Origin of the sequence: Rhodococcus sp. NPDC057014 (assembly GCF_042673295.1) — a bacterium.
Lineage (GTDB): Bacteria > Actinomycetota > Actinomycetes > Mycobacteriales > Mycobacteriaceae > Rhodococcus_F.
Genome location: NZ_JBHUSF010000193.1, coordinates 1 through 16,747, shown reverse-complemented (window position 1 = coordinate 16,747; position 16,747 = coordinate 1). Strand labels below are relative to the sequence as shown.

The 16,747-nt window shown below is 67.9% G+C and carries 16 protein-coding genes and 1 pseudogene; 8 read left to right on the top strand and 9 right to left on the bottom strand.

Features of this window, described 5'->3' with window-relative positions; genetic code table 11:
* The 3 genes and pseudogenes from ACFTZB_RS29400 to ACFTZB_RS29390 form a co-directional block, all read left to right on the top strand.
* A pseudogene (locus ACFTZB_RS29400) lies at nt 1-596 on the top strand (cell surface protein); the annotation flags it as partial.
* A 2-nt stretch (nt 597-598) separates the two neighbouring features.
* Nucleotides 599-1,099 carry an ImmA/IrrE family metallo-endopeptidase gene (locus ACFTZB_RS29395; protein WP_095861224.1) on the top strand — a complete coding sequence of 167 codons (501 nt, stop codon included), beginning with the start codon at nt 599-601 and terminating at the stop codon, nt 1,097-1,099.
* The gene (locus ACFTZB_RS29390) at nt 1,099-2,112 is read left to right on the top strand and encodes a hypothetical protein (RefSeq protein WP_378436717.1); all 1,014 of its coding nucleotides are present in this window, start codon (nt 1,099-1,101) and stop codon (nt 2,110-2,112) included. The genes ACFTZB_RS29395 and ACFTZB_RS29390 overlap by 1 nt, the downstream gene beginning before the upstream one ends.
* Nucleotides 2,113-2,133: 21 nt before the next feature.
* On the opposite strand, the gene ACFTZB_RS29385 is transcribed toward ACFTZB_RS29390, so the two are convergent.
* Nucleotides 2,134-3,552, bottom strand: coding sequence for a glucose-6-phosphate dehydrogenase (NADP(+)) (locus tag ACFTZB_RS29385; RefSeq protein WP_378436715.1), 1,419 nt, complete (start codon nt 3,550-3,552; stop codon nt 2,134-2,136).
* A gap of 133 nt (nt 3,553-3,685) precedes the next feature.
* Nucleotides 3,686-4,102: a helix-turn-helix domain-containing protein gene (locus ACFTZB_RS29380; RefSeq protein WP_005238699.1), complete on the bottom strand. Its 417-nt coding sequence runs from the start codon at nt 4,100-4,102 to the stop codon at nt 3,686-3,688.
* Between the two features lie 642 nt (nt 4,103-4,744).
* Here ACFTZB_RS29380 and ACFTZB_RS29375 point away from each other — a divergent pair.
* Nucleotides 4,745-4,888 (top strand): hypothetical protein, encoded by a 144-nt coding sequence (locus tag ACFTZB_RS29375; RefSeq protein WP_005561362.1) that lies wholly within the window; start codon nt 4,745-4,747, stop codon nt 4,886-4,888.
* A 140-nt stretch (nt 4,889-5,028) separates the two neighbouring features.
* A complete protein-coding gene (locus ACFTZB_RS29370; protein ID WP_378436712.1) occupies nt 5,029-5,868 on the top strand; it encodes an SDR family oxidoreductase in 840 nt (279 codons plus the stop codon).
* 98 nt (nt 5,869-5,966) lie between these two features.
* On the opposite strand, the gene ACFTZB_RS29365 is transcribed toward ACFTZB_RS29370, so the two are convergent.
* Nucleotides 5,967-6,596 (bottom strand): hypothetical protein, encoded by a 630-nt coding sequence (locus tag ACFTZB_RS29365; protein ID WP_378436709.1) that lies wholly within the window; start codon nt 6,594-6,596, stop codon nt 5,967-5,969.
* 222 nt (nt 6,597-6,818) lie between these two features.
* Between ACFTZB_RS29365 and ACFTZB_RS29360 the strand changes: the two genes are divergently transcribed.
* Nucleotides 6,819-7,115 carry a hypothetical protein gene (locus ACFTZB_RS29360; protein WP_378436707.1) on the top strand — a complete coding sequence of 99 codons (297 nt, stop codon included), beginning with the start codon at nt 6,819-6,821 and terminating at the stop codon, nt 7,113-7,115.
* 6 nt (nt 7,116-7,121) lie between these two features.
* On the opposite strand, the gene ACFTZB_RS29355 is transcribed toward ACFTZB_RS29360, so the two are convergent.
* Genes ACFTZB_RS29355 through ACFTZB_RS29345 form a run of 3 tightly spaced genes read right to left on the bottom strand, consistent with a single transcriptional unit; the run spans nt 7,122 to nt 12,296 of the window.
* Complete coding sequence (locus ACFTZB_RS29355) at nt 7,122-8,561, bottom strand: HAD-IB family hydrolase (RefSeq protein ID WP_378436705.1); 1,440 nt, start codon at nt 8,559-8,561, stop codon at nt 7,122-7,124.
* Between the two features lie 4 nt (nt 8,562-8,565).
* Nucleotides 8,566-10,824: a glycerol-3-phosphate 1-O-acyltransferase gene (locus ACFTZB_RS29350; protein ID WP_378436703.1), complete on the bottom strand. Its 2,259-nt coding sequence runs from the start codon at nt 10,822-10,824 to the stop codon at nt 8,566-8,568.
* A 17-nt stretch (nt 10,825-10,841) separates the two neighbouring features.
* The gene (locus ACFTZB_RS29345; protein WP_378436701.1) at nt 10,842-12,296 is read right to left on the bottom strand and encodes a wax ester/triacylglycerol synthase domain-containing protein; all 1,455 of its coding nucleotides are present in this window, start codon (nt 12,294-12,296) and stop codon (nt 10,842-10,844) included.
* Between the two features lie 169 nt (nt 12,297-12,465).
* Here ACFTZB_RS29345 and ACFTZB_RS29340 point away from each other — a divergent pair, with 169 nt between their 5' ends.
* Nucleotides 12,466-12,960: a DUF2505 domain-containing protein gene (locus tag ACFTZB_RS29340; protein WP_378436699.1), complete on the top strand. Its 495-nt coding sequence runs from the start codon at nt 12,466-12,468 to the stop codon at nt 12,958-12,960.
* A gap of 3 nt (nt 12,961-12,963) precedes the next feature.
* Here the strand turns inward: ACFTZB_RS29340 and soxR are convergent, their stop codons facing one another.
* Together soxR and ACFTZB_RS29330 are read right to left on the bottom strand one after the other, a co-directional pair.
* Entirely contained in the window at nt 12,964-13,443 is a 480-nt protein-coding gene (gene soxR / locus ACFTZB_RS29335; RefSeq protein WP_378436697.1) for a redox-sensitive transcriptional activator SoxR, read from the bottom strand.
* A 42-nt stretch (nt 13,444-13,485) separates the two neighbouring features.
* Entirely contained in the window at nt 13,486-14,016 is a 531-nt protein-coding gene (locus tag ACFTZB_RS29330) for an FABP family protein (protein WP_378436695.1), read from the bottom strand.
* Nucleotides 14,017-14,123: 107 nt separating this feature from the next.
* Between ACFTZB_RS29330 and arcA the strand changes: the two genes are divergently transcribed.
* Nucleotides 14,124-15,341 carry an arginine deiminase gene (gene arcA / locus ACFTZB_RS29325; RefSeq protein ID WP_378436693.1) on the top strand — a complete coding sequence of 406 codons (1,218 nt, stop codon included), beginning with the start codon at nt 14,124-14,126 and terminating at the stop codon, nt 15,339-15,341.
* Nucleotides 15,342-15,562: 221 nt separating this feature from the next.
* On the opposite strand, the gene ACFTZB_RS29320 is transcribed toward arcA, so the two are convergent.
* The coding region (locus ACFTZB_RS29320) for an IS1380 family transposase (RefSeq protein WP_378436691.1) at nt 15,563-16,747 on the bottom strand (1,185 nt) is incomplete at its 5' end.

Below are 16,747 nucleotides of genomic sequence, written 5' to 3'. Positions count from 1 at the left end.
CCACGGAACCGTCCGGGACCGCCGAACCCACGGAGACGTCGACTCCGTCGACGTCCCGGGTCGTGGTCGCGCCGCCTCGTCCGATCACGTTGCCGCCCCCAGCCGAACCGAAAGTCCTGCGCCCGGACACGTCCGGAGACGACGGTCCCGGGGACGACGGATCCGGAGGTGGCGGTTCCGGAGACGGGGGTTCCGACGCCGCTGCCGCCCCGGGCTCCGAGAGCCCTGCTGCACCCCCGGCGTCCGGGGGAGTCCCGGCGGGAGGTCCCGGCGCCGTGGCAGGCCCGGGTACGAACGGTCCGACCGATTCCGCGCCCCAGGACCGGCGCGCAGGGGAGAACCCGGGCAGCGACACACAGTCGTCCGGCGCGCAGGTGCCCGGCCAGGGTGATCCGGCTGCCGCGCCGCCGGGAATGGTTCCGGTGGTCCACAGTGAGCCGTTGCCCGCGATCACCGTTCTCGGTGGGGTCGGGGTGCTGCTGTGCTGCGCAGGCGGAGCGGGTGCGCTGACCTTCAAGGGTGCTCGCGCACAACAGGCGCGCATCGCGGCCGCGCGGGCGGAATTCTTCCCGCCCGCTTCGAATGGAGGGGTGTAGTCGTGGGGGCGAACAGATCTCATCGTCGGGTGGCGGCGGCTGTGGACGCGGTGTGTGACGCGGCGGCCAGAGCGGAGGCCGTGACGCTCCGGCACGTGGTGGACGCGGTGGCCCGCGAACGGCAGCGCGCCATCGAACTCGATTTCACGAAGCCGATGGCACCCGGGGTCTGCGGCCAGCGGCGCGCGTACCCGGACCGGGACGTGATCGTGCTGGCGCCGGGCCTGCCGGACCTCGACCGCACGCTCGCGCACGAGTTGGGTCACATCGTGTTTCGGCACGAAGGCGCAGAGATCGTGGCCGCGACCCTCGAAGCCGGGGACGACCTGATCGCCTACATGCTCAGCCAGCGGTCGCGGCGGCGGGGAGACGAACAGCCGTCCGACGAGGTGGCCGAATGGGAGGCCGAGACGTTCGCGTCGATGCTGCTCATCCGCTTGAAGACGATGCAGGGGCGCGGTACTCCCGTGTCCGTGCTCCGATACGACGAGGCGATCGGCTGATGGGCTGGCTGATTGCGCTCGTCGTGTGGACGGCGGCGGGTGCCCGGATCGGCCGGGTCGCCGCGCGTCAGCCGACGCCGCTGCGCGTGGCGATGGTGGTGGCGGTGTCCAGCGCGGCAATCGCGTCGACGCTGGCCGTCCCGGACATCGCGGGTCGCCTCGACACCGCGGCCCCGACGGCCGGGTTGTCGGAGATCGTCCTCGAACTGGCGTGGACGCTGTTCGCCGCCGCGAGCGCGGTCGGCGCGGTGTCCGTGTGGCCGATACTCCCGCGTCCGGCGCTGCGCGCGGTTGCCGTGATCGTCTACACCCTGGCCGTCGTGCTCGGAATCGGGCTTGCCGGTGGAGTTCCCGTTCCCGCGCTGGTGTTCATCGTGATCGCGCTGACCGCGGTGGTCGTGACCGGTGGCCGGCACGTCGCGTGGACCCCGCTCGGCCGGGGAATTTCGCTGATCGTCGTCGGATCCGCGACGGTCCTGGCGGCAGCCGTCGTGGGACTGGTGCGTGAACTGTCGGGGCAGACGTGGGTCGTCGGCTCGTCGCCGGCGTACACCGCCGCTGCGGTGATCGTGTCGATCGGCACCGTGTGGGTGCTCGCCGAAACCTGGCTGCGCGCGCGGCAGGACCTGCGCCGCATGGACACCCTGCATTCGGTGCTCGTCACCCGGTTCCCCGAAGTGGTCGACGGCGACGGCAAGGGCAGCACGACCGTCCTTCGCGCCTCCGACGCCGTCGCCCACGTCATGGATGCGCTGTACCTGCAGGCGGGTGCCGGCACGCTCGACACGGACGAACAGGACCTTCCGGAATCGACGGCCGAGCGCGCCGAGATTCTCGCGCGCTGGATCCACGACCCGATCGCCTCGGACGTCCTCGACACCGAATGGATCGCGCCGCCGCAAGGAATGTCGCCGCGCAGATGGGTGCTCGAACTCGCGGACGCGTACACCGGATTCGGCACTTCGGCCCCGGCTCCCGCCAGGGTGGACACCGCCGACTCGGCTGCGGACTAGCCGCAGCGGACGGTGAGACCGTCAGTCCGGCGTACCGGTGACGAGCCACCCGCAGGGCGCGGCGAGGTCCTCTGCCTCGGGCGGTCCCATGGATCCGGCGGGGTACGGCTTGGCCGGGGGAGGGTCCCGCAGGAGCGCGTCGGCGACGGTCCAGACGTGGGCCAGGCCGTCGGGGCGCGTGAACAGAGACCGGTCGCCGTGCAGGACGTCGAGGATGAGCCGCGAATAGGGTGCGAGGGCGTGGCCGAGCGGCACCGTGTCGAGGGGCAGTCCCAGGTGGCCCACCGACAGGCTGTCGTCGGGCCCGGGTTCCTTGACGACCATGGAGATGTCGATCTCGCCGTCTCCCTTCAGATCGAACGTCAGGACGGCGCCGTCCGGCGGAATGTCGGTGAGCGGGCCCCGGGGACTGCGGAAGACCAGGCTCACCCGTTGCTTGCTGACGCCCAGCATCTTTCCGGTGCGGAGGAGGAACGGCACCCCGCTCCAGCGGTCCGTGTCGACCCACAACCGGGCGGCGACGAACGTCTCCGTCGTCGAATCGTCCGCGACACCGTCCACGTCGCGATATCCCTCGTACTGGCCGAGCACCACGTCGGCCGTGTCCAGTGGCCGGAACGCCCCGATCACCGATTCCCGGGCCGATTGGAGATCGTCGGCGCCCAACGTCTCCGGCGGTTCCATCGCGATCTCGGCGGCGACCTGGAACAGGTGCGTCACGAGCATGTCGAGGACGGCGCCGGTGGCGTCGTAGAACCGGGCGCGGTCGTCGATGTCGAGCGTCTCGGGCACGTCGATCTGAATCTGCTCGACGTGCTCCCGGTTCCAGACGCCCTCGATCATCCCGTTCGCGAAGCGCAGGATGTGCAGGTTCTGGGTGCTCTCCTTGCCGAGGAAGTGGTCGATCCGATAGATCTGCTTCTCGTCGAGGACGTGGTGCACGGCTTCGTCGAGTTCGGTGAACGCCTCCTGGGAAGTCCCGAACGGCTTCTCGTACACGACGCGTGCGCCGCGGGCCAGATCGTGGGCGCCGAGCGCGCGGGTGGTTTCGGCGAATGTGCTCGGTGGCAGTGCCAGGTAGTGGACCAGCTGCGCATCTGCCGCGCCGAGGTCCTGCCGCGCCTGCTGCACGGCCGCGGGGAGCGTTCCCGGACTGTCGGGGGTGAAACCGCCGCCTGCGAATCTCAGCCGCCGGGAGAACGGTTCCCAGTCGGCGTCGTCGTGCGGCACCCCGAACTGGTTCACGACGTCGCGCACGTGGTCGCGGAACTGATCGTCGGAAACGTTGCCCCGCCCGGTGCCGATCAGCATCCACTCGGAGTTCAGGAGCCCCGAGAGGGCGAGTTGGAAGAACGCGGGGAGGACCATGCGTTTGGACAGGTCTCCGGTGGCACCGAAGAGGACGAAGATCGTGGGACCGAGCTGCGGTCTGTCAACCATTGCTCCATCATGCGCCACCGAGGCACGCCGGGCAGGACAATCCGGTGGTGTCGTCGGGCCCGCGTCCGCGAGTCCCAGACGAATCTGCGAAACGATCGGCTGTGAACCCGTTGCCGCCCAACGGTTCTCGTGGTCAGCGCGACGCGTCCGGCGGGACCTCCGGTAACCCCTCGCTGGCGCGGAGTTTCTCGGCCATCGTGGTGAGCAGATTCTGCGACTCCTCGGAGAGGTCGAACGCGCGGCTGGAGAGCTTGCGGAGTCCGTATCCCTGGAGTTGCGAGAGAAGCTCGAGATCGTGGTCGATCTTCGCGGCGTAGATGTCGTTGAAGAAGTAGTCGGGCTTCACCTTGAAGAAGCGGGCGAATGCCGCGACCGTCTCGTCGGACGGATTGGTGCGCTGCCCCGATCGGAGCTGGGAGATGTAGGGCTTCGAGATCTGATGTCCGTCTGCGATCAGCGCAGCAGCGACCTCAGCGTTGGTATGCGGTTTACGTCCCGGAGGGTGGACCGTGTCGAAAAGCTTGTTCAACCGCGCAGCAAAATCTGCCATTGTGAGCCGCCGGGTCCTCTCTCGTGCGCGCGTCAGTCGTGTGAACGACACCGTACCACGATGATAACCGATTGATAACTCACGAACATAGAGGCAAAACGTCGTTCGCTCGAGCGTGCCTTATCTCATATATGTTTCAATCACCACGCGCCGTTCGCGGGGGAGTTCTCGGCTTTTCGACGTCCCTCTGCGCTCGTCACGCACGGTCTACCGTTGAAAGTTCAAGGGAGCGGCCGGTGTGGGCCGAGTGGCGCTCGCATCGATGCGTGCGGTCGGGGGCGCGGCTTCATGGTTGCCGTTTCAATCACTGAGAGTTTGCTGGCACCGTTGCAGGGGTGTGCGGCGTGGGGTCGGCACGCCCATAGTCCCTGTTCAGGGCTAATGTGTTGCGTTGCGCATCGCAACGTCTCGGGGTCGCTCGCGGCCCGCGGGGCTTGGTGAACACTACTGTGAAGAGGAGCCTTCTGCACGGGCGGCGGGCCTCGCGTCGCCGTTCCGCTCCTCCGCTGCCGCGAGTCGCGTACGGGACCACCTCGGTGAGCTGGACGATTGTCCAGCTCAGGTGGGTTCGGCGCCGGCGGCGGACCTGCGAGTCTGGTCAAAACCGAAGCCGTCGGGGATGATTGTGATATGGAACACAGAATGAGTGACGCCGAGCTTCGGAAGGCGATTCGAGTTCTGCGCGAGCGCGCCGACGACGCCCGGCACCGAGGAAACGACGACGATGCCAACGGGATCGAGAGGACGATTCGTACCTATCAGGAAGAAATGACCCAGCGGTTGTGAACCGTCACGAACCGGCCCGCCGAGGGCCGGTTCGAGTCTCTTCCGGGCACGTGCGCCGCCGCAGTTGCGTGCGCGCAATCAGATTGCGTGCGTAGACTTCCAGCCGACACGGATCGGTGACGACGGGGGCGCACACGGCTATGGCGATCAAGACGCTGGACGGCAAGAAGTGCCTGATCACGGGCGCAGGTAGTGGAATCGGGCAGGCGACCGCCCTGGCGGCTGCGGCCGACGGCGCCGAACTGTTCCTCACCGACATCAACGAAGTCGGCCTCGCGCAGACGGTCGAGCAAGTCGGTAGCGGTGGGGGCACCGTCAGTTTCTCGCGTGCGCTCGACGTATCCGATTACGACACGGTTGCCGCATTCGCCGCCGACGTCCACGACCAGTTCGGCAGCCTCGACGTCGTGATGAACGTCGCCGGCATCTCCGCGTGGGGGACGGTCGAGAATCTCGAGCACCGTCACTGGAAATCGATGGTCGACGTCAATCTGATGGGTCCGATCCACATCATCGAGAGTTTCGTGCCCCCGATGGTTCGGGCGGGACGCGGCGGTCACCTCGTCAACGTCTCTTCCGCCGCCGGACTCCTGGCGCTCCCGTGGCACGCGGCATACAGCGCAAGCAAATTCGGGCTCCGCGGAGTGTCCGAGGTCCTGCGGTTCGATCTCAAACGGCACGGGATCGGCGTCAGCCTCGTGGTTCCCGGCGCGGTCAAGACGCCGCTGGTGGGCACCGTCGAGATCGCGGGTGTCGACCGTGACGATCCGCGCATCCAGAAGGCGATCCACCGGTTCGAAAAGCGCGCCGTCACGCCCGAGAAGGTCGCGTCCTGCATCATCGCCGGCATCAAGAAGGACCGGTACCTGGTGTACACGTCGCCGGACATCCGGTTCGGCTACTGGTGGGCCCGCAAGTTCTCGCCGCCGTACGACTTCGTGATGCAGCGGGCCAACGACCAGTTCAGCAAGTTCCTGTAGCGGCTACGCCTCGCCGGCCCTGAGCACGGTGCCGTCGGTCGCGGACACCTGCTCGTCGTGCCCACCCGGCGGGGTCCCGGCGAGCCGATTCGGTCCGGCTACGGCAGGTCACCGCGCTCGGGGATGCCGAGTTCGCCTCGCACTGCGGTGAGGAAGTCGTCCTGGGCGCTCGTCCCGGCCTGGAAGTGGTCGGCGAACTGCTGCTGACGGGCGGACAGGGCGTCCGCCGACACGACGTCATCGGCCGCGAAGTCGTTGCTCAGCCAGCCGATCGTCTCGGCGCCGGCCAGATACTCGACCACCATTCGCCGTGCCGATTCCACCACCGCCTCGGATCCGATCAACTCCACCGCCGCGAACTTCGAGCCGAGCACGATATTCTGCCGCGGTAGCGGCCCGAGGATTTCGAGCATCACGCCCGAGAGGTCGGGGCCGTCGAAGTGGTCGAATGCCACCGACACCGAACCCGCGGTGGTGCGCACCTCGTTGGCCGCGGTGAGGAACTCCGTGTAGATCTGCTGCCGCTGTGTTCGCAGGAACTCGTTCGAGGACTGGTTCACCGTCGCCTCCACCTGATTCGAGGTGTTCAGTAGTGTGAACGCCCCTCCGGACACGGAACCGATCAGGGTGCCGGCGACGGCCATCGAGGCGACCAGCATGCTGAGCCGAAATTGATGGCGTCGCACAGCTATTCGGTCGAGAGGTTCGGCGCTCTTGGTCTCGCTCACTGTTTCGCTCCCATCGATGCTCCACCGGTGTACATCGACTCTCGCGTACGGCCCGAGACCCGTCGCGCGTAGTCGACTACGCGGGTCGTGAAACTTTTCGGGGGTGTCGGAGCGATATGCGTAGTAGGCGGCGATCGATGACCGCACCGGTGGCTGCACCCGCAGCCGCCGAGCATCACCGTTCGCCGAAGAGTCGGGACTCGACACACGAAGGTGAGCACAATGAACAAGATCGCACTCCGCACGGCAATCGCTTCGGCCGTCATCGCTCCGGTGATGCTCGTCGGAGCAGGCCCGGCGACGGCATCACCGACGCTCAGTACGGGCGCCAGTGGCGGGATCGAAATCAAAGTGCCGGACAAGGAAAGCTGGAACTGCTTCGGGCTGGATTCGAACTTCGGCCTCAAGGCGGGCGTCGGAAAGCTGGATGGATTCGCGAAGGGATCCAACGTGACCGTGTTCTGCTTCGGCACCACGGCGCCGTTCTTCTTCACCGGCAGTGTGAAGGCCGGAACGTAGAACTCTTCAGCGGTGCCCGCCGTGCAGGCAGTCCTCGAACAGTGTGCGCACCTCGTCGACGTGCCGGTCGAGGTCCGCGAGGTCCCAGCCGTCGGTCGGCACGGGCGCGAGGACGTCGACGTCGACGGTGCCGGGGTGCGCGACGAGCGAGTTCCGCCACATCCGTTCGCCGGCGTTGTGGATGACGATCGGCACGATCGGCACCCCCGCCTGCATCGCCAGGTGGAATCCGCCTTTCTTGAACTTGCCGAGCCGCGGGGACGGTGAGCGGGTGCCCTCGGGGGCGATCGCGATGGAGACGCCGGACTGCAGTTTGTCCACGGCCGGGCGGAGCGCCGCTCGCGCCTTGGTACTGTCCGACCGGTCGATGTAGGCGACGTCGAGGAGGGCGCCCACGGGAATGAACCGGGGGTCGCGCGCGGCCTCCTTCTTCGCGACGCCGGTGACGTCGCGCCGGATGACGCTGCCGATCACCAGCAGGTCGAGCGAACTCTGGTGATTGAACATGAAGACCGCGGGCCTGGCCGACCACGCGTTCTCCCTGCCCTTGATGCGCACGTTGATGCCGCAGATCGCGAGGGCGAGATCCGGTCCGAAGCTGCCGACTAGGTTGGCGCCGGTCTGCCGGTTCTGGGTGAGCAGGCCCGCGGAGACACCGAACGCCGCGGCACCCATCAGCGCGCCGATCGCGGTGGTGGTGCGGGCGATGGACATCGGATCGGCGCCGCTCTCGGGAGGTCGCAGATTCACCGACGGCCACCCGTTCTGCCGCGCGGTGGCCGCCAGTTTGCGGTCGGGGTTCAGCGCCACGGGGTGTCCCACCGACTTCAGCATCGGAACATCCTCCGCGCCGTTGGAGTACGCGAAGCTGTCACCGAGATCGGCGTCGTGCTTGTCGGCGTACTCGCGCAGTGCCTCGGCCTTGGCCGGTCCCCACAGCGGTGCCGATTCGAGCTTGCCGGTGAGCATCCCGTCCAGGACCGCGGGCCGCGTGCACAGCACGTCCTCGGGTTCGATGTCGAGGTCGGCGGCCACCGACAGCGCTTGATACGGGGTGGCGGACGTGGCCATCACCACGCGGTGGCCGGCGTGCCGGTGCGCGGCGAGCAGGCCGCGGACCTCCGAGAAGATCATCCTCGCGATCTCCTGCCGGAACAGCCGCTGCCCCCACTCCTGCATCTCGTCCTCCATGCGCCCGGCCAGGCTCTGCACACCGATGCGCATCAGATTGCCGACGTCGGCGCCCCGGAATCGGGTCTCCACCGCGGCATTCGTGGTGCGGAGAAGCTCGGCCACGCTGATGTCGAAGCGCCGCAGGCGGTCCCGGTAGACGACGCTCGCGGAGTACCCGCTGATCAACGTGCCGTCCAGGTCGAACGCCGCGAGGGTGGCCGGGCCCGGCACGGCGGCCGCGATGTCGTCGTGGAGACTGCGGAGATCGCTCATCTACTCACCTACCACCCATCTGGTCCAGATTCTCGTGCGCGATGGCCCGGATGCGGAGCACCTGGTCGATCAAGGTCTGGAGTTCGGCCTCGAACTCGACCCGCCGGGCCGCCATGTTCTCGGCGTTCGGTTCGACCAGTCCCCGGTTCCGCGCCAGCTTGAGCGCGGTCGTGAAGAGTTCGGCCGAAATCGACTCGCTGCTCCCGATCTGCTGCCGCAGTCGTCGCTGCTCGGCGAGCGCGAGGCACGCCGTCATGAATGCCTTCTCGTCGAACTTCCGGTCCACAGGAGTGCGTAGCAGCTGACTCGCGACCACCGCGTACGCCTCCAGGAACGGCTGCAGCACCCGGTGCGCCAGGTGAATGCGCATCCCGGACAACAGGTTCGACGCATGTTGAGGGTCGCCCAGGTTCGACTGCCATGCCGGGTCGATCAGGTCCAGTTCGGCTCGCAGTTCCTTCCGGAAGCTGTCCTTCTCGCTGAAGAAGAATTCGAACTTGAGGAGGTCGCGGATGCGCAGTGCCGCATTCCATCCGTCTTCGAGCGGGTCGGTGAACTGCTGATCGACGGCGGCGCGCAGCACCATTTCCGCGATCGCCCGCATCACGAGGAAGTGAATGGTGTTGTTGCGGTAGAACGCTGCCACGAGATGCTGATCGCGCCCCAGGTAGAATACCCGCTCGCTGCCCTGATCGAAACTCTTCAGGACCCCGGAGTCGAGATGGGTGCGCACGGCCTTGCGGATCACCTGCGGATCCGTCAGATCCACGTCGCCCGCGGTCGGCAGCGAGCGCGCCGTGATGTAGTCGACGAGGGGTCCGAGAATGGCACCGACCTCGGCGACGGTGAGCGCCCGATCCTCGATGCCGAGGAACGCGAGCATCACGAGTGAGGACGCCGTGACGGGGGTGACCTCGTTGATGCGGTGACACACCTCGAACGCCGTCTTCTGCACCGCCAGCCGCAGGTCGTCCTCCTGGGCGAGGTAGTCCGCCAGCGACATCGGCCTGCCGACGTTGACGTGCGCGACGCCGTGCCGCTGACCCTGCGCCCGAACGTATCCGAAGAGCCAGCGCAGACTTTCCTTGCTCTTCGCCTGGCCGTGTGCCTCCGCCGCCATCGCCCCGACCTCGTACAGCTGGTCGTAGGTCAGCGACACCGGGACGAGGTACACGTCGGACATCCCGCTGTCCCGGAACGCTTTCGCAAGATAGTTGAGCAGACCGAACCGCGGCGGCCGCAGCTTGCCGGTGCGGCTGCGCCCGCCCTCGATGTACCACTCGAGGTTGAACCGCTTCGTGAGCAGGTAGCGCATGTACTCGCGGAGCGTCCACTTGTAGATCTCGTCGCCCTCGATCTTCCGGCGGATGAACACCGTGCCGCTGCGCTTGCCGATCGGCCCGATCGGCCAGAAATTGATGTTCAGCCCGCCCATCACGTGATTGAGCGGAAGGTCGTTCGCGAGCAGCGCCGGCCGCAGCACCAGCGGGTCGAGGTACGAGCGGTGGCTGGGCAGGAACACCAGGGAATGTTCCTTGTTCAGCTCCCGCAGGTCGTCGAGCCGGGTGGTGTCGACGTCGAGGCGGTATGCGCGGGAGAAGTAGCGGCCCAACTGATCCCACAGAGCGATGGCCCGCCGGCTCTGAGCGGCGACCATCTCGTCGAGCGCCCCGCGGGCCCGGCGATCCACCTCGGCGACCGGGAGATTCAATTGGGCCGACAGTTCATGTGTGCCGTCGTGGTACCGGCTGGCGTCGGTGATCTCGTCGACGACGAACCTCGACACCTTGTACTGCGTGCCCAGCACCGTGCGCTCGGCCCGCTCCAGGGTCAGCGCCGCTTGGCGGCGGATGAAATCCGGAAGCGACCCCCCGCCGTTCTCGGCGAGCCGGCGTGCGAGGTCGCTGAGCGGGGCCGGGTCGCCCTCCAGAACCTGGCACCGGGCCGGGTCGTCGCGCATCACCCGTCGCTGCGTGTTCTGGCCGGGGTGCAGCGGATCGCGCAGCGACAGCGTCTCCCGCAATCGCTGCGCGCCGTCCGGATGCGTCTCCTTCGGCAGCCACACCACCCGCAGCGGGGTGAGCAGCGGATCGTCCTTGCGCCGTGCCAGATCGGCGAGGGCCTGATCGGTGACGCGGACGGTGGGCGGGGGCTGACCGGTGTCGTTCGCCTGCCGCTCCAGCCACGTGCGGAGAACGTCGTCCTCCATCTCGCTCATCGTCTCGATGAGGTAGACCCGTGGCCGTGTCGTCTGCTCGTCCATCGCGCCAGCCTTTCCTTTCACCCGCGGCCGAGTTCGACGATCTCGTCGAGACTCTCCTGCAGGCACGACATGAACCGCGCCGGTGCGGTCACGGCGGCCGTGTCGAGATTGACACCGATGCAACACGTGCCGACGTGGGAGACCAGGGTTGCCATGACCGCGCAGCCGGGGGCGGGACCGAACGGGAACATCCGCTCGATCCGGGCACCCGCCAGATACACGGGCACGGGCACGCCTGCGACGTTGCTGGCCTGCAGATCGAGGCCCGTCGACTGCGAGAGGTACCAGTTGGCCAGCACCACCGTCGGGATCCGGACCAGGATCGGGGCGGCGGAATCGAGCAGACCGAGCGCCGGTTCCTGGCGCAACCCCAGAATGATCGCGCGTACCTTCTCGATCCGGGCGATCGGGTCGCGTTCTCCGACCGGTCCGGCGAACCGGGCCGCCGCGAACCGGTTGCCCCCGGTGGGATCCGACGCCGAACGCATACTCACCGGCATCCCCACCGGAATCGTCTCGAGGTCGTGGCCGAACGATTCGTGATACCGGCGGAACCCGCCCAGCAGTGCCGCCACATACGCGTCGTTCAGCGACCCGCCCGCGACGTGGGCGGCGGAACGCAATTCGTCGACACTCACCTCGAGCACGCCGAACCAGCGTCCGAGCCCCCGGTCGCGCAGCAGGTCCGAACCCGTGGTCGGGGGAGGGGTCACCACCCTGCGGATCGAGTTCGCGTAACCGGCGACCTCCGTGACACTGCCCACCGGGTCGCCGACCACCGTCATCGCCGTCCGCACCGCGCCGCGGATCAGGCCGCCGAGACGGCCGGGGGCGCTGCGCACGTTGTCGAGCGCCTGCTCGAACAGGGCGCCGCCGCCCGACATCTGCTCCGGCAACGGCGCGGGCCGATCCGGTTTGTCCGGCGACGGTTCGGGGCGCCTGCTGTGCAGCAGCGTCATCAACTGGATGCCGCCGAGACCGTCCGTGATGCTGTGGTGCGTCTTCACCACGTACACGGCGCGGCCGTCGTCGAGCCCCTCGATGAGCATCGCGCTCCACGGTGGCCGGGCGCGGTCGAACGGCTCGGTCGCCATGTGCCTGCACATTCGCAGTGCGTGGTCGAACGTCGCGGGCTCCGGCAGCCGCACCCGAGACAGGTGATAGTCGAGATCGAACTCGGGGTCGACCGACCACATGGGGTTGCCCAGCCGCAATGTCGGCTCCACCACCCGCATCCGGATGCGCGGCACCATGTGCGACGCCCATTCGTGGGCGCGCACGAGCCGCTCCCAGTCCGGCGGCTTGTCGAGGACGTCGACCGCGACGATCGGCGAGCGCAGCTTCGGCTGCACCTCCTCCATCCGCCACATCCCGGTCTCGAAGTCGGACATCGTGCGGTCCGCTCCCCAGGCGACGTCGGAGAAATCCACGTCGACGGCACTCGGTGGTATCAGAGGTTCGCCGTCGGCCATGCCCACCCTCATTCGGTTGCTCGAGTTGCCCTCAGCTGCTGCTTTTCCAGTGTGGACCCGCCCCGCAGATCGCGTCCCTGGTTCCGGCGGATTCGCGGTCCCCGCCCGTGCGCGTTTGACGAGTCCCTGGACTCCTTCGCCGCTCACGGAGTTGTCGTAGGCTGCCGTCATGGCGAAAAGCTTCGACTACTCCGAACAGATCGCGTACCCGATCGACCGTGTGCACGCGACGGTGACGGACCGGGCGTTCTGGCAGCACCGGTTCGAGGAGGCGCCGGAGAAGCTCACCCTCGACGACAGCCGCGGCCCCGGCACGCTGACGGCGACGATGCGCGACACCATCGGCGCGTCCTCCCTCCCCGGGCTGGTGCGCAAGGTCGTCACCGGTGAACTGAAGGTCGAGCGGGCCGACGAATGGGGCGCACTCGACGGCGACCACGCCGAGGGCCGGATCAGCGGCAGTTCCACCGGGATCCCCGTGAAGATCGACTGCACGTCGGTGCTCCGCGCGTCGGGCGACGTCACCGTCCTCGACGTGTCCGGATCGGTGCAGGTCAAGATCCCGCTCGTCGGGGGTCAGATCGAATCCCTCGTGAGGAAGCTGATCGGCGACATGGTCGGGCAGGACCGCGACGCGATCGAGAAGTGGCTCGGCGACAGCTGACGCTCACACCCCCGGCGCGGGGCCGTCCAGTTCCACGTCCAGCGTGCGGGCGCCCGGTCCCGCCGTGCCCAGCCGGTCGTGGCTGTTGACGATCGCGCAACTGCCCAGCGACAGGCACCCGCAGCCGATGCAGCCGGTCAGGTTGTCGCGGAGCCGGATCAACTGCTCGATCCGCTGGTCCAGATCCGCGTGCCATCGCGTCGACAACTTCTCCCAGTCCTTCCGGTTCGGGGTGCGGCCCTCGGGGAGCGTCGCGAGGGCGTCCCGGATCTCCGCCAGCGGAATTCCGACCCGTTGGGCGATGCGGATGAACGCGACCCGCCGCAGCGTGTCCCGGCGATAGCGACGCTGATTGCCGGACGTCCGTCTGCTGGTGATCAGCCCCTCGCGCTCGTAGAAGTGCAGCGCCGACACTGCCACGCCGCTGCGCTCGGACAGCTGTCCCGGCGTCAGTTCCTTCGCTCTCCATTCGGGCATCTCCACGACAGGTAACCTTTCCCCGGGTTACCTGAACAATACTCGAGGTCAGTCGCGGCGGAGATGACCGTGGAGATGGTGTGTGAGCGGAGTCAGGTCGTGCGCCATCCACAGGTCGTACGTGAGGTCGCCGCCGCGCACCGACAACTGCCGCCGGATGCTGTGCACCGGTTTGGCGTCCGGGGACGCGCTGAGCGCCACCATCGACAACTCGATGATCCCCTCCCGGATCTGACCGCGGTGGATCTCGGTGAATCCGGTCGGCTGGGCCACGAGCAGTTCCGCCTCGTCCTCGGCGACGAGCCGCAGATACCCGGACTCCGAGTGCAACGGCCGCCCGGTGCCCGCCTCCCGCGTTCGAGACCGATACGCCAGGAACGGTTTACCGCTGGGGGCGAATTCGATCTCCTCGGTGTACGCGAAGTCCTCGATCGTCGGATACGCGCCCTCGCCCTCGCCGCGCCACAGACCGGCGAACGGCGCCAGGGCCGGCGGCACGGACGGAAGCGGTGGTGTGGTCGCAGACGAACTCGCCGTCGCATCCGTGTGCGCCGGCGAGAGAGTCGAGTTCTCGTCCATGAGATACCTCCGCCGCTTCACGGTACTCGCCTGCGGGGCCGAGGGACACGGTCGGCGGCGGAGCGTTTGAGCGTGCCTGCCGGGCCCGCCGGCATTACCGTCTAGACATGAACGCGTCCGGTTCTGCACCGCTGGGGGCCAACTCCGAAGTCGGGCATCTGCGTGCCGTCCTCCTGCACCGGCCCGGGGACGAACTGAAGCGGCTCACGCCCCGCAACAACGACCAACTCCTGTTCGACGGACTGCCCTGGGTCGACCGCGCACAGGAGGAACACGACGCGTTCGCGGACCTCCTGCGCAGCCGTGACGTCGAGGTCCTGCTGCTGTCCGACCTGCTCACCGAGACCCTCGGCGCCAGCGGAGCCGCCCGCATCCACGGCATCGGGGCGGCCGTCGACCCCCGGAAACTGGGCCACACCCTGGCGCAGGAACTGGCCGCGCACCTCCGCGGCGTCCCGGCCCCCGAACTCTCCACCATCCTTACCGCAGGCATGACGTTCGACGAACTGCCCGTCGCCGCGAACACGGCGTCGCTGGTCCGCCGCATGCACCACGGCGGCGACTTCGTCATCGACCCGCTGCCCAACCTGCTGTTCACCCGGGACTCGTCGTTCTGGATCGGACCGCGCGTCGCGATCACCTCGCTGGCACTGCCCGCCCGCGTCCGCGAAACATCCCTCACCGACATCATCTACGCCCACCACCCGCGTTTCCGGGGCGCCCGGCGCGCCTACGAATCCCACACGGCCCCCGTCGAAGGCGGCGACGTCCTGCTTCTCGCACCCGGCGTCGTCGCCGTCGGAGTGGGGGAGCGCACCACACCCGCCGGTGCCGAGGCGTTGGCGCGCAGCGTGTTCGAGGACGAACTCGCGCACACCGTGCTGGTGGTGCCCATCGCGCAGGCCCGGGCGTCGATGCACCTCGACACCGTGTGCACGATGGTCGACCACGACGCCGTCGTGATGTACCCGATCATCCAGGACACGCTGTCGGCGTTCACCATTCACCGCGAGGACAAGGGTGTGTCGATCCGCGGCGCCGACCCCTTCCTCGCCGCCGCCGCCGAGGCCATGGGCATCGGCAAGCTGCGCGTCATCGACACCGGACTCGACAACGTCACCGCCGAACGCGAACAGTGGGACGACGGAAACAACACGCTCGCACTCGCACCCGGCGTCGTCGTCGCCTACGAACGGAACGTCGAGACCAACGCCCGGCTCGAGGCGTCCGGCATCGAGGTACTGCGGATCGCGGGTTCCGAGCTCGGTTCGGGCCGTGGCGGGCCCCGCTGCATGTCCTGCCCGGTGGCCCGCGACCCGCTGTAGGCGGCTCCGCCGCCCGTGCGTGGCTGACGAGTCTCTGGACTCCCTAACCTCGATCTTGCATGTCTCTGACGTGCTGGCCTGAGCGGTTTCGGGTTGGGTGTTTGGGGCGCGGATTCGGTGCTCGGCAATGAGCGTTCGCCCGACGCGGTCGGGTGGTCGTCGGGGTCCAGGGCCCCGAAAGTTTATTCCCTTTCGTCTCGGGTTGGTCGGATTGGTGCTGGTCAGGTGGGGTCGGGGATCGCGTCGAGACGGGTCAACGCGGTGATCAGCAAGTCGATCCAGGGTGCGTGAGCGGACAGCCGCAGATGCACCTTCCGTGCGTGGCGGGCGATGCGGCCGGCGATCGAGAACAGCCGCAGTCGTAATCGTTTCGGCTCCCACCGTTTCGCATCATGATCGGGGAAGGCGAGCATCTGCATCCATGTGGTGACCTCGACGGCGAGGGCGACGAGGGCGAGCCAGATCCGATTCTGATTGAAACCCTGCAACGGAAGATTCTCCAGCCCGGTGTCTTTCGTGATCCGGATCCGGTCTTCGCACCGCGCCCGGCGCCGGTGCCGCAGTTCGAGATCGGGCAACTGACCACGGTAGGTGTTGGTGACGAACGCGGTCAGCCGCAACCCGTCACGGTCGGTGAAGCGCAGTTGCGCGCCGGGGTGCGGGCGTTCCTTGCGGACGACGACCCGCATCCCGTCGGGCCAGCCCGGCAACTCGAGTAGTCCGGTCACTTCGGCGACCCAGGCGCCGTCGCGGGGTTGCCCGTCCGCGTCCACGGCGGGGATCCAGGCCTGCTCGGGAAGGGTTTCGATGGCGGCGACGATGGTGTCGGTCAGACCGAATCCGATCGAGTACGACAACTTCTGTGTGGTCAGGTAGTCGATGAGGGCATGGGTGCCGCCGGCCGCGTCGGTGCGGATCAGTACCTTGCGGCCGACCCGGCCGCCCTTGGCGGTGAACGGCAATTGCCGCAATGCTTGCCTGATGACCTCGATGTGGTCTGCGGCGGTGTTGGAGCCGGCGTTGCCGGGGCGCAGCATCATCGCCAACGGCTCGCCCGTGCCGTCTGGTCCGTGGTCGACGAACGCGCACAGCGGGTGGAAACCGAACCCTCTCTTGTAGGTGGCGGCAGCGTTTTCCTTTTCCGAGTGTGCGGTGACCAGGGTCGCATCGATGTCGATGATCAGTGGATGCTCGGCGTCGATTCCGTGGTCGGGTGCGTGTTCACCGGCGGCGTTCCAGGCCATCCGTCGAGCTGTCGAACGGGCGGAGTTGATTGCCGCCAACGCTTTCGGTGCGTCAGCGGCCAATGCGGCAATCAGTCTCGAGACGGTGGGATCGGACGCTACCCGGCCGAAGACTGCGGGTTCTTCTCGCAGCAGCGCGATATCGGCCAGGCAGTCGCCGCC

Excerpts from the sequence above, each read along its gene's own strand:
- ACFTZB_RS29390 (WP_378436717.1), top strand. The coding sequence starts at position 1,099 with ATGGGCTGGCTGATTGCGCTCGTCGTGTGGACGGCGGCGGGTGCCCGG.
- ACFTZB_RS29385 (WP_378436715.1), bottom strand. The coding sequence starts at position 3,552 with ATGGTTGACAGACCGCAGCTCGGTCCCACGATCTTCGTCCTCTTCGGT.
- ACFTZB_RS29380 (WP_005238699.1), bottom strand. The coding sequence starts at position 4,102 with ATGGCAGATTTTGCTGCGCGGTTGAACAAGCTTTTCGACACGGTCCAC.
- ACFTZB_RS29375 (WP_005561362.1), top strand. The coding sequence starts at position 4,745 with ATGAGTGACGCCGAGCTTCGGAAGGCGATTCGAGTTCTGCGCGAGCGC.
- ACFTZB_RS29370 (WP_378436712.1), top strand. The coding sequence starts at position 5,029 with ATGGCGATCAAGACGCTGGACGGCAAGAAGTGCCTGATCACGGGCGCA.
- ACFTZB_RS29360 (WP_378436707.1), top strand. The coding sequence starts at position 6,819 with ATGAACAAGATCGCACTCCGCACGGCAATCGCTTCGGCCGTCATCGCT.
- ACFTZB_RS29355 (WP_378436705.1), bottom strand. The coding sequence starts at position 8,561 with ATGAGCGATCTCCGCAGTCTCCACGACGACATCGCGGCCGCCGTGCCG.
- ACFTZB_RS29350 (WP_378436703.1), bottom strand. The coding sequence starts at position 10,824 with ATGGACGAGCAGACGACACGGCCACGGGTCTACCTCATCGAGACGATG.
- ACFTZB_RS29345 (WP_378436701.1), bottom strand. The coding sequence starts at position 12,296 with ATGGCCGACGGCGAACCTCTGATACCACCGAGTGCCGTCGACGTGGAT.
- ACFTZB_RS29340 (WP_378436699.1), top strand. The coding sequence starts at position 12,466 with ATGGCGAAAAGCTTCGACTACTCCGAACAGATCGCGTACCCGATCGAC.
- ACFTZB_RS29330 (WP_378436695.1), bottom strand. The coding sequence starts at position 14,016 with ATGGACGAGAACTCGACTCTCTCGCCGGCGCACACGGATGCGACGGCG.
- arcA (WP_378436693.1), top strand. The coding sequence starts at position 14,124 with ATGAACGCGTCCGGTTCTGCACCGCTGGGGGCCAACTCCGAAGTCGGG.